We start from the raw sequence: 15,719 nt of genomic DNA, 5'->3' as shown, positions 1-15,719 counted from the left end.
CAGTACCGAACCGGCGGGGTGGGACGGCATCGGCGGACCCGGCGGCATCCGCGCCCGACGGGCCCTTGGGGCCACTTGGGCGCCGCCGCCCGGCTACGGTGCACCCCGCACACGTACGATCCTGGGAAGGGAATCCCGCGATCCGGCACGACGAGGGCAGGCAGAGGATGAGTACCGGCAACGAGACCGACGAGCGGGATCCCTACGCCCCGCCGCCGGAGGGTACGCCCGATCGCCCGCCGGCCGCCCCGTGGAACGTGCCCGGCAACGGGCGAGGGGACGGCGGCAACGGGGGCGATCGGCACGGTCGCGAGGACCGGCCGCAGCGGGCTCCGCGCGAACCGCGCGAGCAGCCCGACCCGAAGGACATCCGGGTCCGCAACGGCCGACTGGCGCTGTGGTCGGGGGTGTGGGCGGTGTTCTTCGCGCTGTTCCTGCCGTCCGACCTGGGTCTGGTGCTCGGCGTGGTGCTGGGCGTGGTCGCGCTGGTGCTCGGCATCCGCACGGTGCGCGGGACGACGCCGGCCACGGCCGGACCGCGAATCGAGGAGGGTCCCGGCGGCACCGCGCGGCATCCGGGGCACGCCCCGGGCGGTCCGGCGCATCGGCCGCGCGTTCGCCGACCGGCGGGCGCCCGTTCCGGCGCCGCGCTCGCGGGTCTGGTCACCGGCGCGATCGCGGTGGTCTACGTGCTGGGCGTGTGGACGTTCGAGGCGGTCAACAAGGACTACTACGACTGCATGGACAGCGCGCTCACCAAGACCGGCGAGCAGCGCTGCCTGGACAAGCTGCCCGAGCGCTACCACTGGGTCGTGGACGGCACGTTCTAGGTACCGCTGGGTGCCGCTGGGTGCCGCGTTCTTCTTGCGGTGCCGCGCTCGGCTACGAAGGGCCGGTGGTTCCGAGGGCCGTCTCCGTTTCGGCGGGGGCGGCCTTCGGGCTTTCCCGGCCGCGCCACCAGGTCGTGGCCAGCGCGGTCGGGGCGGCGATCAGCGCGATCTCGACGGTCAGCGCGGCGGCGGTGCGCCACACGTTCGGGCCCAGGTCGGCGAGGTTGGCCAGGCCGGCGGTGCCGGAGGCGAGTCGGGCCGAGGCGAGGGCGAGCAGGCCGACGCCCAGGCCCGCGCCCGCGGCGTGCGAGGTGACCGCGAGCCAGGCCCGGGGCGGCTCGGCGCGGGCCGCGAAGAAGCCCGCCGCGACGCCCCCGAGCAGCGGGAGCACCGCGGGCGCCCACGCGGTGGAGGGCACCGTGGCCGGGCCGGGCAACGCGGCGAGCAACGGCAGGGTGGGCAGCGTGCCCAGGGTGCCGCCGGTGGGCGCGATGGTGGTGGCCGCGCCGAGCGCGAACCCGGTACCGGCGGCGTAGGACACCGCCCACACGATCGCGTTGGGCACCAGCGCGGCGCACAGTACGGCCAGCGCCGCGAAGCCGACCGGGTCGTGGGTGGTCAGCGCCAGCGCGACCCGGACTTGGCCCGCGTGCGCGAACAGGCACGCGAGCACCAGGAGCGCCCCGCCCGCCGCGAGCACCGCGGCCGAGGCCAGGGCGGCACGGACGGCGGGCACCCGGACCAGCGCGGGCCCGAACGCGCCGAGCACCCCCGCCGCCAGGACCCCGAGCGCGGCCGGCGCGACCGTGCCGAACACGGGCCGCACGCTCGCCGTACCGACGCCGACGGCGACCGCGTACAGCAGGCCGGTGTACACCAGCACCTGGGACGCGAGCACGATCGCGGTCCCGGCCAGGCCGTCCGCGAGCCGCCGGCCGATCCGGCACAACACCCAGATCAGCGGCACGGTCAGACCGAGCGGGGCGAGCCGCAGAGGTACCACGGTCACGATCGGTTCGACCGATCCGGTCGCCCGATGGCTGATCTCGACGAACTCGAAGCCCACGTGGTGCGCGGCGAGCCAGATGCCGCCGATCACCCGCAGCAGCGCCTGCGGGTGATCGAAGCCGCCCGAGGTGGCGCCGCACATGGCCACGATCAGCACGAGCACCGCCACGCCGCCGAGTCCGGCCCCGACCGCGAGCAGCGCCGACACCACGCCTCGGGCCAGCGCCTGCGCGATCCGGGCGGTGTCGGGGCGGCGACCGGCGAAGGCGACCAGGGCGGGCAGGCCCGGCAGGGCGGCCAGGACCGCCGCCGGCGAGCGGCCGGGCTCCGGTGGGGCCCACGGGCGATCGGCGGGCGACTCGGGCCCGCCGGGGGTCTCGACGGGGCTCGACACCGGGAACGCGGCGGGCGGACGGTCCGGCTTGGGCGGGGCGACGATCGGCGGAGCCTCGGGGCGGGGCGGGGCGGGGAGGGCCTCGGTGGGCTTGGTGGCCTCGGTGGCCTCGGTGGACTCCGAGTGCTCGTCGGCGGGCTCCGCGGGTTCGGAGAAGTCCGCCGAGCCCTCCGGACCGCCCGGACCGCCCGGAGCCACCGGATCCACCAGGTCCACCTGCTCCGGCAGCCCGGACGGTCCCGGCGTCTCGGCGGTTTCGGGGGGATCGCCGACCGACCCGGGTTCCGCCTCCGGCAGCGAGCCGGGCGACTCCCCCAGAGCTTGGGGTGGGGACATCTCGGGGGTGGCCGGAAGGCGCTCGACGCCGGCCCACGGGGTGGATCGGGCCACCGTCCAGGGCGCCGACGGGCCGCGTTCGCTTTCCGGCATTTCGGTCACGGCCCCATGCTGCCAACGCGGATCCGATCCGGGCCGCATATGGCCGCCGAGCGCGGCAAGACACCCCATTTGCTCGATTGAGGTCAGTTGATATGCATTATCAATCGCCCCTCGGGTACCTCATGCCCCTATGGGCATCGACGACGAGCGGAACACCTCCCGCGAGCGTGCCCCGGGCTTCGAGGCCCTGCACGCGGCGATCGCGTCCGACATCGCGCGCTACGCGTACCTGTTGACCGCGAGCCCCACCCGGGCCGCACACGTGACCCGGCGCGCCTTCGCGCGGGTCTGGCGCGACCTGCCGGACGTCGCGAACACTCCGGCCGACGCCGGCCACGTACGCACCCTCGCCGGCGACCTCGCGCTCGGCCACCGGTTCCTGCTGCGGCGCGCGATGTGGCGTCTGGTACCGCATCCGGACCACACCGGCCGGGTCGTCCCGCACGCGGACGACGACGCGCGTCGCGAGCAGGACATCGCGCTCCTGCGCGCGCTCCAGCGGGTGCCCGGGCACCGTCGGCGGGTGTTCGTGCTGCGCCACCTGTTCGGGATGTCGCCGGAGCAGGTCGCGGTCGAGACCGAGGCGACCACCGAGGCCACCCTGATGCGGCTCGTGCACGCGCACGAGGACCTGGCCGAGCTGGTTCCGGCGCTGACCGGGCCGTCACCGAACTGCCAGGAGGCGCACGACTTCCTGAGCACGATCACGTGCGACCTCGCGGCACGCTACGAACCGCGCGTGCGCGGGCCGCACGCGGCCAGGCTGGGCAGCAGGGCCCGGACCTCGGTGCTGATCGCGGTGGTCGCGGCGGCGGTCCTCGCGCTGGTGATCACGTCGCTGCCCCGGCTGCTCGATCCGGCCACCTCGCGGGACTCGCGAGGCGGCTACCGGGTCCAGCCGATCACCGGTCCCGAGGTGGCCCGGCGCCTGCCACCGGTACCCGGCGACGCGGAGACCCCACCGGCGCCGGCCGCCGCTCCGCCCGCACCGGCCGCCGCACCACCGACGCCGGAGGCGACCGCTCCGCCGGCCGCGCCGGCGCCCGCGGAACCGGAACCGGAGCCGGAGCCGGAGCCGGCACCCGCGGAATCGACGCCGGCACCCGCGGCGGGACCGGCCGAGCAGCCCGCCGTCCCGGAGCCGGCCGCCGCGCCGACGCAGCCGATCAAGCCGCTGGTCCGGCCGGTGGCGCCCACCGGGCAACGCACATTCGGGCCGACCCCGACCGGGGTGTTCACCCTCGCGTCGGCGGCCCCGACCGGGCCGGACACGATGTTGGCCCCGGAGAGCGCGTTCGTGCTCGACACGAGCTGCGTGGACAACGGTCTGCGGCGCACGCCGATGCGCTGACCGGGTCCCGTCCGGGCGGGAGGAAACCACGACGCCCCGCGAACCGCCTGGAAAGCGGTTCGCGGGGCGTCGTCGGCTACGGGCGACCGGTGGGTCAGCCCGCCATGATCTCGCGCATCAGGCGCGCCGTCTCGGACGGCGTCTTGCCGACCTTGACGCCGACGGCCTCGAGCGCGTCCTGCTTGGCCTGCGCGGTGCCCGAGGAGCCCGAGACGATGGCGCCGGCGTGGCCCATGGTCTTGCCCTCGGGGGCGGTGAAGCCCGCGACGTAGCCGACGACCGGCTTGGTGATGTGCTCGGCGATGTAGGCCGCGGCACGCTCCTCGGCGTCGCCGCCGATCTCGCCGATCATCACGATCGCGTCGGTGTCCGGGTCGTCCTGGAACGCCTGGAGGCAGTCGATGTGCGTGGTGCCGATGATCGGGTCGCCACCGATGCCGACGGCGGTCGAGAAGCCGATGTCGGCCAGCTCGTACATCATCTGGTAGGTCAGGGTGCCCGACTTGGACACCAGACCGATCCGGCCCGGCTTGGTGATGCTGGCCGGGATGATGCCCGCGTTGGACTGACCCGGGGTGATCAGGCCGGGACAGTTCGGGCCGATGATCCGGGTCTTGTTGCCCTTGGCGCCGGCGAGCGCCCAGAACTGCGCGGTGTCGTGCACCGGCACGCCCTCGGTGATGACCACCGCGAGGCCGATCCCGGCCTCGATGGCCTCGACCACGGCGTCCTTGGTGAACTTCGGCGGCACGAAGACCACCGTGACGTCCGCGCCGGTGGCCTCCATGGCCTCGGCCACGGTGCCGAATACCGGTACCTCGGTGCCGTCCACGTCGACCGTGGTGCCGGCCTTGCGCGGGTTCACGCCACCGACGATGTTCGTCCCGGAGGCGAGCATCCGGTGGGTGTGCTTCATCCCCTCGGAGCCGGTCATGCCCTGGACGATGACCTTGCTGTCCTTGGTCAGGAAGATAGCCATGTTGGGTCGGTCTCCCTTACTTCGCGGCAGCGAGCTCGGCGGCCCGCTCGGCCGCGCCATCCATGGTGTCCACCTGCTGGACCAGCGGGTGGTTCGCGTCGGTCAGGATCTGCCGACCCAGCTCCGCGTTGTTCCCGTCCAGACGCACGACGAGCGGCTTGGTGACCGCCTCGCCCTTCTGCTTGAGCAGTTCGAGCGCCTGCACGATGCCGTTCGCGACCGCGTCGCACGCGGTGATGCCGCCGAAGACGTTGACGAACACCGACTTGACGTCGGCGTCGCCCAGGATGATCTCCAGGCCGTTCGCCATCACCTCGGCGGACGCGCCGCCGCCGATGTCGAGGAAGTTGGCCGGCTTCACGCCGCCGTGGTTCTCCCCGGCGTACGCGACCACGTCGAGCGTGGACATGACCAGGCCCGCGCCGTTGCCGATGATGCCGACCGAGCCGTCGAGCTTGACGTAGTTGAGGCCCTTGGCCTTGGCCGCCGCCTCCAGCGGGTCGGCCGCGTCCTTGTCCTCGAGCGCCTCGTGGTCGGGGTGCCGGAAGTCCGCGTTCTCGTCCAGCGAGACCTTGCCGTCCAGCGCGATGATCTTGCCCTCTTCGGACTTGATCAGCGGGTTGACCTCGACGAGCGTGGCGTCCTCTTCGACGAAGACGGTCCACAACGTCTTCAGGGTCGCGACGATCTGGTCGTGCAGCTCGGCCGGGAACTTCGCCGCCTCGACGATCTCGCGGGCCTTGGCCTCGGTCACGCCCTCGATCGCGTCGACCGGGATCTTCGCGAGCGCGTCGGGGTTCTCCTCGGCGACGATTTCGATCTCGACGCCACCCTCGACCGACGCCATCGCCAGGAAGGTGCGGTTGGTGCGGTCGAGCAGGAACGAGACGTAGTACTCGTCCACCGGCTTGGCCAGCCCGGCCAGCATGACCTTCTTGACGATGTGGCCCTTGATGTCGAGGCCGAGGATCTGCTCGGTCTTCTCGACGACCTCGTCGGTGCTGAACGCCAGCTTGACGCCACCGGCCTTGCCGCGGCCACCGACCTTCACCTGCGCCTTGACGACGGCCTTGCCGCCCATGCGCTCGGCGGCGGCCCGTGCCTCCTCCGGCGTGAAGACGACTTCACCGGGCAGAACCGGCACACCGTGCTTAGCGAAGAGATCCCTCGCCTGGTACTCGAACAGGTCCACGCGGGTCCGTCCTTGTGATCGCGATCGGATATGCGGAACATGCGCAGCCGCGTCCGTCGTCGCGCAGGGTCCGGCAGGCTCGCCCCCAGACTCTGGTGGACGGCGTCCGCACGCGTAGCTGATCCGCCTGGCAGGTTATCGGGCAGGAGCGCGGGCCCCGAATCAGGGTCTTGATCACACTCCGCGAGCAAAGCTCGAAACCAACCCTGCCGGGTGTCGAGATCCGCCCGTTTAGGCCTGTTCCACCGTGACACAGGGAACACGCCGAAACGGACCGTGATCGCGGCAATGTGTCCCATCCCACGCCGAAGCCCTGCGGCCGACAATCACACTTACAGGGAATCCCGACAGACGGACGAACGGAGCGGACAGCATGGACACGCAACCCAGTCCCGAAGAAGGAGTCGAGATGACGGCGCTCGCGCACGAGCCGGAGATCGCCTCGCCGCTCGATGTCTTCACCACGCGGCCCACCGCGTTCATCGCCACGCTGGCGGCCCCGAAGGGCGTGCGCGTGGAGTTCATCGAGGGGAACTATCACATGACGCCGCCGGCAAACGACCAGCACAATCGCTGGGCCGTCGAACTGATCGTTCAGTTGCGGATGGCAGGCGTCGACTTGGCTCTGATCGGCAACGGATACTGCTCGGAACCGGCCGGGGAAAGGCACGTAACCGGGGCCTTCATCCCGGATTTCGTGATTCCGTACCGTCTGCCGAACGACTCTGATGAGGCTTACCGCACCAGTCACGACGGCTGGTATCCGGCGAGCATGGTCCACCTCGCCGGTGAGATCACGTCTCCCAGCAACGGGAAGGTGGACCGAGAGGGGAAGTACCGCACGTACGCCCGTGCCGGTATCCCCATCTACGTCCTCATCGACCGACAGAAGAGGTTGGCCGTCTGCCACTCGGACCCGGTGGATCGGGGCGAGGAATCCTACTATCGATCCGCCGACCCGGTGGCGCTCGGCGAAAAGCTGCAACTCCCCGACGACCTCCCCGCCCTGGACACCGCTGCCTTGACCTGACGTTCCAGGGCTCCGGCACGGACGGGCTCTGGATGGTCCTGCCCTCACCCGGGGAACCGGCGTGACACGTCGGCCCGGACGCTACGGCTCCGGGATCGGGAGTGGCAGGCCCTGGATCGCCGCCGCCATCACCTCCGGGAACAGGTCGGGGGTGCACGCGAAGGCGGGGCTGCCGAGCGCGGCCAGGGCTGCCGCGTTGGTGTGGTCGTAGGCCGGGGCGCCCTCGTCGGAGAGGGCGAGCAGGGTGACGAACGAGGTGCCGGCCGCCTGCATGGCCGCCGCGCGACGCAACATCCCGTCGCGGACACCGCCCTCGTACAGGTCGCTGATCAGCACGACGACCGTCTCCGCGGGTCGGGTGATCAGGGACTGGCAGTAGGCCAGCGCGCGGTTGATGTCGGTGCCGCCGCCGAGTTGGGTGCCGAACAGCACGTCCACCGGGTCGTCCAGTTGCCCGGTGAGGTCGACCACGTTCGTGTCGAAGACGACCAGCGAGGTCTCCAACGAGCGCATCGAGCCCAGCACAGCGCCGAACACCGACGCGTAGACCACCGACGCCGCCATCGAGCCGGACTGGTCGACGCACAGGATCACGTCCTTGCGCACGCCGTGCCGCTGCCGGCCGTAGCCGACCAGTCGCTCCGGCACGATCGTGCGGTGTTCGGCCTGGTAGTGCTTGAGGTTGGCCTTGATCGTGGCGTTCCAGTCGATGTCGTGGTGCCGCGGCCGGTTGATCCGGGTCGCCCGGTCCAGCGCGCCCTGGACCAGACTCGTGGTGCGCTGCGCGACCCGACGCTCCAGGTCCTCGACGACGGTGCGGACCACCGCGCGGGCGGCCTCCTTGGTGGCCTCGGGCATCAGCTTGTTGAGCGCGAGCAGCGTGCCGACCAGGTGCACGTCCGGTTCGACGGCGGCCAGCATCTCCGGTTCCAGGAGCAGCCGGGTCAGGTCGAGCCGCTCGATCGCGTCCCGCTGCAGGATCTGTACGACGCCCGCCGGGAAGTGTGCGCGGATGTCGCCGAGCCAGCGGGCCACCGACGGCGCGGAGGCGCCCAGGCCGGCGGCGCGTGGGCCGGTGCCGCGCCTGCTGCCGCGCGGGGCCGGGTTTCCCGGGCGGTAGAGCGCGGCCAGGGCCCGGTCGATCCGGGTGTCCTCGCCGGTCAGGCCGTAGCCGGTGCCGTCCGCGTCGCCGCCCAGCACCAGGCGCCAGCGGCGCAGTCGCTCGTCGCTCGTGCTCTCGCTCATCGGGTGGCCGCCTCTCGGCGTTCGAGGCCGAGGATCTCGGCCAGCAACGGCAGTACGGCGTCGGCGCGCGCGGTGTCGAACAGGTCGGCGGTGGCGGCCTGTACAGCGGCGTGCGCGGGGGTGCGGACCCGCTCGCCCAGCATCCGGCGCTCGGCCGCGGCGAAGGTGGCGAAGGTGCGTCGAAGCAGCGGCAGGATCTCGGTGAACAGGTCGTCGGGGGTGCCGGTGATCCACTCGTCGACCAGCGCGAGCAGGCGTTCGTCGTGCACGAGCAGCATGCCGCCGCCGGCCAGGAAGCCCTCGATCCAGGCGGCCGATTCGCGATGCGGGACGCCTCGGGTCAGTGCCCGGGCCAGCCGCGGGGCGGCCGCCTCCGGGTCGAGCCGGCCCAGGTCCAGGAGCAGCCGGGTGGCTCGGCCGGTGAGCAGGCCGGGCAGGTTCTCCCGGTCGGCGAGCCGGTCCAGGGTCGCGTACCACTCGAACTGTTGCTCGTCGGGCAGCAGTTGCACGGCGGCGTGCACGTCGTCCAGGCGTCGGCGCATCGCCTTGGCGCCGTCCTCGTCCAGGCCCGCGCAGGCGGGCGGCAGCCCGACGCAGATCCGGACCACCAGACCGGCCACCACGGTACCCAGCGCGGAGGTGTCGGTGCCGCGTACGTCGCCGTAGCGCAGCGCGCGCACCAGACCCGGCAGCGCCTCGGCGAGTCGGCTCACATCGGTGTCCAACGCGGCGCGTTGGTCCAGCACGCGCATGATCAGCGGCAGCGCGCCGGGCAGATCGGCACGCAGGCAGCGCTCGGCGACGTCGGTCACCTCGGCGAGCGATTCGGCCCGGATCGCCAGGTCGGCCGTGCGGGCCGCGGCGGCGGCGACCACGGTGGTTCCCCACACGCCCGCCTCGGCGACCCGGATCGCCAACTCCGGTTGCCAGTCCAGGCGCCAGGTCTCGCGAAAGGTGCCCTTGCCCTCCCGGGCCCGGGCCGGCACGCCCCACGGCACGTCCAACAGCGCGAGTCGGTTGAGCAGTCGGCTGCGGTCGGCGTGCGAGGGTTTGCGCAGGTCGAGTTCGAGTTCACGGGCGGAGGGCTCGGGCCGCAGCCGCAGTCGGCGCTGTTCGCGGGACAGGTCGCGCTGGAGCGGTACGGCGGGCACCGCGTCGGGCACCTCGCCGATCACGTCGCCCACCACGAGCGCGTCGTGGACCAGCGCGAGCGGCCCGGTGACGCCGTCGCACATCACCGCGCGGACCGCTTCGATCGTCTCGTCCAGGCCGGCCAGCGGCCGATCGCGCAGTGCGGCCAGCGCGCTCGCGTGCCGGGTGGCCTCGATCACGTGCGCCGAGGACACCGGGTGGCCCGCGTCGCGCAGCAGCGACGCGATCCGCACGAACCAGCGTGGCAGCAGCTCGCGTTCGTCGGTGCTCGCGTACAGGTGTCGGTACCACCCGGGCGAGGCGACGCCCGCTCCGTAGCCGGAGCTCTGCGCGAGTCGGCGGTGCGTCCACGGCACCCACGTGCTCTCCACCTTGACCTTGGCCCGGTGCGGCGCGAGCAGCGCGCGGTCGGCGGCGGCCGAGACCGGCGCGGCGAGCGCGGGCAGGTGCCACGCGCCGCACACCACGGCGATCCGGCGATGTCCGGCACGGCGCGCGGAGCGCACACACTGGCGCATGTACGCCTCGCGCAGCCGCTCGACGTCGGGCTCGGCCCCGAAGACGGGGGCGGGCGCGGGTTCGTCCTCGCGCAGCGCGGCCATCGCGTCGGCGAGCGCCGCGAACGGGGTCAGCGCGTCCCCGCCGGTGGGCAGCCGGTGCTCGATCACGTCCTCCCACCAGCGCTCCGGATCGTCCTGGCCGGCCAGTCGGGCCAGCTCCGCGATCGGATCGACGCGCGGCGGCGCGGGCGCGGCCTCGGTGTCCCTGGGCGGGTCGTCGGCCGCGCGTTCGCGGCGGGCCCGGTCGAGCGTGAAGGAGACCGCGACCGGCAGGTCGATGAACCGGATCGGTACGCCGTGCGCGCCGGCGTGTCGGATGGCCACCCACTCGGGGCTGAAGTCGGCGTACGGCCAGAAGCCGGCCTGGGCCGGGTCGTCGACGGCGTGTGCGAGCAGCGCGACCGGCGGTCGCATGTCGGGGTCGGCGGCGAAGGACAGCAGCACGTCCGCCTCGGGCGGGCCCTCGATCAGCACGATGTCCGGCTCGACCTGCGCGAGCGCGGCGGCGACGGCCCGGGCCGAACCGGGGCCGTGGTGCCGGACGCCGAGCAGGATCGGCGGTTCGGGCGCGGGGGTGGGCATCAGGTACGGTCCGCGTCGCGGCAGGCCCGGTAGAAGTCCTGCCAGTCGGCCCGCGGCCGCACCGCCGTCTCCAGGTACTCGCGCCAGACCAGGGTGTCCGCGGCCGGGTCCTTGACCACCGCGCCCACGATGCCCGCGGCCACGTCCGCCGAGCGCAGCACGCCGTCGCCGAAGTGCGCGGCCAGTGCGAGGCCGCCGGTCACCACCGAGATCGCCTCGGCGGTGGACAGGGTCCCGGACGGGGTCTTCAGCTTGGTCCGGCCGTCCTCGGTCAGGCCGCCGCGCAGTTCGCGGAACACCGTGACCACGCGCCGCAGTTCGGCCTCGGCGGCGGCCACCGGCGGCAGATCGAGCGAGGAGCCGAGCTGGGCCACCCGGCGGCTGACGATGTCCACCTCGGCGTCCGCGGTCGCGGGCAACGGGAGGACCACGGTGTTGAATCGGCGGCGCAGCGCGGACGACAGCTCGTTGACGCCCCGGTCGCGGTCGTTGGCGGTGGCGATCAGGTTGAACCCGCGCACGGCCTGGACCTCGTCGTTCAACTCCGGTACCGGCAGCGTCTTCTCGGACAGGATGGTGATCAGCGAGTCCTGTACGTCGGCCGGTATGCGGGTCAGTTCCTCGACCCGGGCGACCAGCCCGCGGCTCATCGCGCGCATCACCGGGCCGGCCACCATCGCCTCGCGGCTGGGCCCGTGCGCGAGCAGTCGTGCGTAGTTCCAGCCGTAGCGAATGGCCTCCTCGGGCGTACCCGCGGTGCCCTGGACCAGCAACGTGGAGTCGCCGCACACGGCGGCGGCCAGGTGTTCGGACACCCACGTCTTGGCCGTGCCCGGCACGCCGAGCAGCAGCAGCGCGCGGTCGGTGGCCAGCGTGGTGACGGCGACCTCGATGATCCGCCGGGGGCCGATGTACTTGGGCGAGATCACCGTGCCGTCCGGGAGCGTGCCGCCCAGCAGGTAGGTGGCCACCGCCCACGGCGAAAGCTTCCAGCGCGGCGGCCGGGGCCGCTCGTCGGCGGCGGCGAGCGCGGCCAGTTCGGCGGCGAACGCGTCCTCGGCGTGCGCCCGCAGGACACTCTGCTCAACCGGTTCGGCGGACATGGTCACAGCGCTCCCCCAGGGCTCGAACAAACCCGAACACGCATAATCCTGCCGCTCGGGTCCGACACTTCGGGCGCCGTGAAGTGGCCACACGTGGTCGGGTCGCGACCTCGATCGTCGGTATTCGGGCGCAGGTCACTCACACGAGCGACTTCGTGCCGATCTCGGACCATGCGGGAAAATCTGCCTACTATCGTCCCAGGGTCCATTGACGACGTTGGGAGGCCGCCGGTGATGACACAGGCACTGCCGGAATGGTTCTACCCCGGTCCCGAAGGTGGCTGGACGGCCGAGGATCTCGATCGGCTTCCGCCCGAGGCTCCGCGTCGGATAGAGCTGATCCACGGAGCCCTCGTCGTGATGTCGCCACAATCCCTATTCCACATGCGGGTCTTGAACCGGCTCAACGCCTCACTCGAAGCCCAGGCCCCGCCGAGCTTCTTCATCGCCCGAGAGATGACGATTCGCCTGGGGCGCAGGTCACGTCCGGAGCCCGACCTGACGGTGGTGGACGCCACCGCCGCGCAGAACCCGGAGTTGACCGCGTTTCAACCCGCCGATGTTCGCCTTGTCGTCGAGGTCGTTTCCCCCGAGTCGGAGGATCGCGATCGGAACGTCAAGCCGGCGCTCTACGCGAAGAGCGGCATCGCGAACTTCTGGCGGATCGAGAAGGACATGGGCAACGCCGTGGTCTACGTCTACGAGCTCGACCCCGCGACTCAGGCGTATGTGGCGACCGGGGTCCATCGCGGCACCATGAAGCTCGACGTGCCGTTCCCGCTCGTGCTGGATGTGGCCGCGTTGATCCGTTGACCGGCCTGCGTGCCCCTCGGGTTCAGCCGCCCAGGAGTTCCGCGCGCATCGTGGCCCGGTAGCGCAGGGTGTCGGCCAGGGCACGGAAGGCCTTGGGCCATTCGCCCTCTCCCTCGGCCAGGTGCTCCACCCGGTCGATCGTGATCGGGTCCAGGCCGCGGCCGGCCACGTCGCGGGCGCCGCTGAAGCTCCAGGGGTAGCCGCCGCCCTCGGCCGCGCTCGCGAGCGCGTCCAGGACCGCGTCGCCCAGCGTGGCCGGCCATGGCGCCGGGCAGTTGGTCAGCAGTTGCAGGGCCTCGGAGAGCCCGTGCGCGGCGATGTGCCGGGCCACGTGTTCGGCGCACTCGGCCGCCGGCAGCACGGTCAGCAGCCGGGTGGGCGCGCCGCGCCCGGCCAGCGCCCGGGCCCAGGCCACGTCCCGCTGGAGCACGGCCGCGCGGGCCCAGCCCTCCCGGACGTCCTCGACGAAGCGGCGCGGCAGCGGGCGGGCCACGATCTCCTCGGGGCTCGCCCCGAACACCTCCCGCCACACCCCGAGCGGCGTGGCCGCGACGATCTCGCCCAGCCACCACGAGTGGTCCTCGCGCCCGGTCGGCGAGGTCTCCGCGATGCCGTCCCGCAGCATCGCCTCGTCGCACTCGCTCGGCGGCACCACCAGTACCCGACCCGCGCCGCCGGGCCGCAGACAGGCCAGCGCCCGTTCACGCATCCGGGCCACGAAGGCCGAACCGGGCAACTCGGTGAGCAACCGCGCGGCGGCCACCCGCACCACCTTGGCCCGATCGTCCAGGGCCTGTTCCAGGAACGCCTCGTCGCCGCCCGACAACCCGGTGCGCAGCGCCGCCACCAGCACCGAGCGATCCTCGGCAGGCTCGGCGTGCCACACCTGGGCCAACAGCCCCCGGGCCGCGTCCGGATCCTCGCCGCGCAGCACCTCGAACGCCGCGAGCCGCTCACCGAACCGTCCGTGTCGCCACTGCTCGACCGGATCGTCGATGGCACCGGCCGCGATCCGGGTCAGCCACACCCACTCCGGATTGAGCCCGGCCAGCCAGCGCCCCCGCGGTCCGGCCAGGTCGGCCACGGTCTCGCGCAGGTCGGTCCGCGAGCGGGCGGCGGTCAACAACGCCGGCAGTTCGGATTCCGGCGCGCGCAGTCCGGCCGCGCGGGCCAGCGCGAGCCACTCGGGCAGGAAGTCCATCCCGTCGCCCTCGAGCAGGATCCGCAGCCGCGCTCGGGCCGGCTCCGGCACGGCCGGCCGGGAGTCCACCTCGGTGCACGGCGCCGGCGGCGCACCCGCGGGGGCTCGCCGGCCCGCGCGCCGATGCACCATCACGATCGCGGCCAGGTCGAGCAGCCGCACCGCCTCGTCCGCCCGGTCCACCCGCGCGGCCAGTGTGCCCAGCGCGTCCCGCGCGGGCAGTTCCGCGGCCGGGCGCCGTCCGGTGCCCACCAACGCCGCCGACACCAGGTCGTCCCACACCGGATCCGCCACCCGCATCCGAACTCCCCTTCCGCACAGGCCGATCGGCAACGCCGACCGACACACCGCCGATGGTCTCCGGGCCCTCCCGGGCCGATCTCGCGCACCGAGGCGCCGCCGTCCGCCGAGGCGCCGTCCCGCGCCCGGGCCGAGCGGTGCGACCGGCTACAACTGCACGGCCTGGCCCTCGTGCCACGCGGTCACCGGGACGAACCCGCGCGCGCCGTACTCGCCGAACACGGTCAGCCCGGCGCCACCCGACATCGCGGACAGCCGCCACAGCGCCTGTTCACCGGTCCGCGCGCGGTCCACCGGCAGCCAGAAGCCGTCCGCTCCCGCGATCCGCCAGCCCATCGGCTCCGGCACCGCGACCACGTCGGCCAACACCACCGGCCAGGCCTCCAGCCACGGTTCGCTGCGCAGCGCCTCGGCGTAGCCCACGGTGGCCTCCTCCGGCCCGACCCCCGCCGGCTCCGCGCCCTCCAACGACGCGCCGCTCCGCTCGCCCAACGCCGCCCGCAACGGCACCGCGTCGTCGTGGAAGGCGGCGTCGGCCTCGATCGATCGGCCCACCGGCAGCGCCAGTTGCGGCGCGCGACCCTGCGGCCCGAAGGCCAGCACCAGCGCCGGCCGACCGGACTCCGTGCCGCGCAGCCAGATCCGACGCTCCGTCAGATTGCCGTCCACACTGTCCCGGCTGCCCAGTACCAGCCAGCGATCCCGCACCACCGTGCCCGCCTCCCGGGCCTTGCGCAGCACGTCCTCCGCGTCCACGGTCCAGCCGATCCGCGCCCGCAGCCCGGCCGCCAGGGACGGGTCCAGGTCGTCGGCGTGTTCGTGGGCGCGCAGCAGCAGCCACAACTCGGCGTAGTCCTCGAGCAGTCGGCCCGGCCAGCCCTCCGCCCCGGACGCCGGTATCGCGCCGGCCGCGCGCAACCGGGCCGCCAACCCCGGTGCCTTGGCGTCGACCATGCGCTCGGCGATACCGTCCCACATGGCGTATCCCTCGCGCTCGGTGCCCGCCAGGCCCTGATGGACCCGGTCGGCCAGCCAGCGGCGCAACCGCTCGGCACCCTCGGCCACCTGCGCCGCGCGTTGTTCGGCCCGCCGTCGGGCCGCGACGGGGTCGGCCGGCGCGGATCCGGCCGACGCGGCCTTGCCGGCCCGCTCCCGCCGCCCGGTCAACCACACGTCCGCCCAGTCCGGGGCGCCCGCGTCGGCGGGCACGGCCGTCGGGTCGGCCGTCCACAGGAGCAGCAGCCCGAGCACGTGCTTGCACGGGAATTTGCGACTGGGACACGAGCATTGCGACGCGGGTCCGCTCAGGTCGACCACCGTGCGGTAGGGCGTCGCCCCGCTTCCCGCGCACACGCCCCACACCGCGCCGCCCCCGCCGGCGAAGGTCGTGGCACCCGCGGCCGACCATGGGCGTGGTGTCGCCAGCTTGCTCCCGGCCTTGCGTGACGCCGCGTCGGGAGCGAGAGCCAGCACCTGTTCCGCGGTCCACCGTTCCAGCATGACGGTCACGGTACGGGCCCGCACCGACACGTGTGTACGCG

Annotated in this window: 12 protein-coding genes; 4 read left to right on the top strand and 8 right to left on the bottom strand. The window is 73.3% G+C overall.

The window, feature by feature from the left end; genetic code table 11:
• Positions 1-167 precede the first annotated feature (167 nt).
• A complete protein-coding gene (locus OG948_RS22650; RefSeq protein WP_402230324.1) occupies positions 168-830 on the top strand; it encodes a hypothetical protein in 663 nt (220 codons plus the stop codon).
• 52 nt (positions 831-882) lie between these two features.
• On the opposite strand, the gene OG948_RS22645 is transcribed toward OG948_RS22650, so the two are convergent.
• A complete protein-coding gene (locus OG948_RS22645; protein WP_406300317.1) occupies positions 883-2,661 on the bottom strand; it encodes a DUF6350 family protein in 1,779 nt (592 codons plus the stop codon).
• Between the two features lie 139 nt (positions 2,662-2,800).
• On the opposite strand from OG948_RS22645, the gene OG948_RS22640 reads away from it, so the two are divergent.
• Positions 2,801-4,021 (top strand): RNA polymerase sigma factor, encoded by a 1,221-nt coding sequence (locus tag OG948_RS22640; protein ID WP_406298245.1) that lies wholly within the window; start codon positions 2,801-2,803, stop codon positions 4,019-4,021.
• A 94-nt stretch (positions 4,022-4,115) separates the two neighbouring features.
• Here the strand turns inward: OG948_RS22640 and sucD are convergent, their stop codons facing one another.
• Complete coding sequence (gene sucD, locus OG948_RS22635; RefSeq protein ID WP_126637535.1) at positions 4,116-5,000, bottom strand: succinate--CoA ligase subunit alpha; 885 nt, start codon at positions 4,998-5,000, stop codon at positions 4,116-4,118.
• Positions 5,001-5,016: 16 nt separating this feature from the next.
• Positions 5,017-6,192, bottom strand: a complete 1,176-nt coding sequence (gene sucC / locus OG948_RS22630) for an ADP-forming succinate--CoA ligase subunit beta (protein WP_406298244.1) — start codon at positions 6,190-6,192, stop codon at positions 5,017-5,019.
• Between the two features lie 409 nt (positions 6,193-6,601).
• Between sucC and OG948_RS22625 the strand changes: the two genes are divergently transcribed.
• The gene (locus OG948_RS22625) at positions 6,602-7,222 is read left to right on the top strand and encodes a Uma2 family endonuclease (protein ID WP_406298243.1); all 621 of its coding nucleotides are present in this window, start codon (positions 6,602-6,604) and stop codon (positions 7,220-7,222) included.
• An 81-nt stretch (positions 7,223-7,303) separates the two neighbouring features.
• On the opposite strand, the gene OG948_RS22620 is transcribed toward OG948_RS22625, so the two are convergent.
• From OG948_RS22620 to OG948_RS22610, 3 genes are read right to left on the bottom strand one after another with little or no spacing between them, the layout of a single operon-like run.
• On the bottom strand, positions 7,304-8,467 hold the full coding sequence (locus OG948_RS22620) for a VWA domain-containing protein (protein ID WP_406298242.1): 1,164 nt from the start codon (positions 8,465-8,467) through the stop codon (positions 7,304-7,306).
• Positions 8,464-10,761, bottom strand: coding sequence for a DUF5682 family protein (locus OG948_RS22615; RefSeq protein WP_406298240.1), 2,298 nt, complete (start codon positions 10,759-10,761; stop codon positions 8,464-8,466). Before OG948_RS22615 ends, OG948_RS22620 begins: the two co-directional genes overlap by 4 nt.
• A complete protein-coding gene (locus tag OG948_RS22610) occupies positions 10,761-11,864 on the bottom strand; it encodes an AAA family ATPase (protein WP_406298239.1) in 1,104 nt (367 codons plus the stop codon). The genes OG948_RS22615 and OG948_RS22610 overlap by 1 nt, the downstream gene beginning before the upstream one ends.
• A gap of 171 nt (positions 11,865-12,035) precedes the next feature.
• Here OG948_RS22610 and OG948_RS22605 point away from each other — a divergent pair, with 171 nt between their 5' ends.
• Positions 12,036-12,677 (top strand): Uma2 family endonuclease, encoded by a 642-nt coding sequence (locus OG948_RS22605; RefSeq protein WP_406298238.1) that lies wholly within the window; start codon positions 12,036-12,038, stop codon positions 12,675-12,677.
• A gap of 22 nt (positions 12,678-12,699) precedes the next feature.
• Here the strand turns inward: OG948_RS22605 and OG948_RS22600 are convergent, their stop codons facing one another.
• Complete coding sequence (locus tag OG948_RS22600) at positions 12,700-14,178, bottom strand: DUF5691 domain-containing protein (RefSeq protein WP_406298237.1); 1,479 nt, start codon at positions 14,176-14,178, stop codon at positions 12,700-12,702.
• Positions 14,179-14,325: 147 nt separating this feature from the next.
• Entirely contained in the window at positions 14,326-15,678 is a 1,353-nt protein-coding gene (locus OG948_RS22595; RefSeq protein WP_406298236.1) for an SWIM zinc finger family protein, read from the bottom strand.
• Positions 15,679-15,719 lie beyond the last annotated feature (41 nt).

Source organism: Embleya sp. NBC_00888, assembly GCF_045207655.1.
Lineage (GTDB): Bacteria > Actinomycetota > Actinomycetes > Streptomycetales > Streptomycetaceae > Embleya.
The sequence above is the reverse complement of the archived record's forward strand: the minus strand, read 5'-3'. Positions and strand labels throughout refer to the sequence as shown.

What these genes read in the sequence shown, in the direction of transcription:
- OG948_RS22615 (WP_406298240.1), bottom strand. Translation starts at nt 10,761, where the DNA reads ATGCCCACCCCCGCGCCCGAACCGCCGATCCTGCTCGGCGTCCGGCAC.
- OG948_RS22625 (WP_406298243.1), top strand. Translation starts at nt 6,602, where the DNA reads ATGACGGCGCTCGCGCACGAGCCGGAGATCGCCTCGCCGCTCGATGTC.
- OG948_RS22650 (WP_402230324.1), top strand. Translation starts at nt 168, where the DNA reads ATGAGTACCGGCAACGAGACCGACGAGCGGGATCCCTACGCCCCGCCG.
- OG948_RS22600 (WP_406298237.1), bottom strand. Translation starts at nt 14,178, where the DNA reads ATGCGGGTGGCGGATCCGGTGTGGGACGACCTGGTGTCGGCGGCGTTG.
- sucD (WP_126637535.1), bottom strand. Translation starts at nt 5,000, where the DNA reads ATGGCTATCTTCCTGACCAAGGACAGCAAGGTCATCGTCCAGGGCATG.
- OG948_RS22605 (WP_406298238.1), top strand. Translation starts at nt 12,036, where the DNA reads ATGCGGGAAAATCTGCCTACTATCGTCCCAGGGTCCATTGACGACGTT.
- OG948_RS22620 (WP_406298242.1), bottom strand. Translation starts at nt 8,467, where the DNA reads ATGAGCGAGAGCACGAGCGACGAGCGACTGCGCCGCTGGCGCCTGGTG.
- OG948_RS22640 (WP_406298245.1), top strand. Translation starts at nt 2,801, where the DNA reads ATGGGCATCGACGACGAGCGGAACACCTCCCGCGAGCGTGCCCCGGGC.
- OG948_RS22595 (WP_406298236.1), bottom strand. Translation starts at nt 15,678, where the DNA reads ATGCTGGAACGGTGGACCGCGGAACAGGTGCTGGCTCTCGCTCCCGAC.
- OG948_RS22645 (WP_406300317.1), bottom strand. Translation starts at nt 2,661, where the DNA reads ATGCCGGAAAGCGAACGCGGCCCGTCGGCGCCCTGGACGGTGGCCCGA.
- OG948_RS22610 (WP_406298239.1), bottom strand. Translation starts at nt 11,864, where the DNA reads ATGTCCGCCGAACCGGTTGAGCAGAGTGTCCTGCGGGCGCACGCCGAG.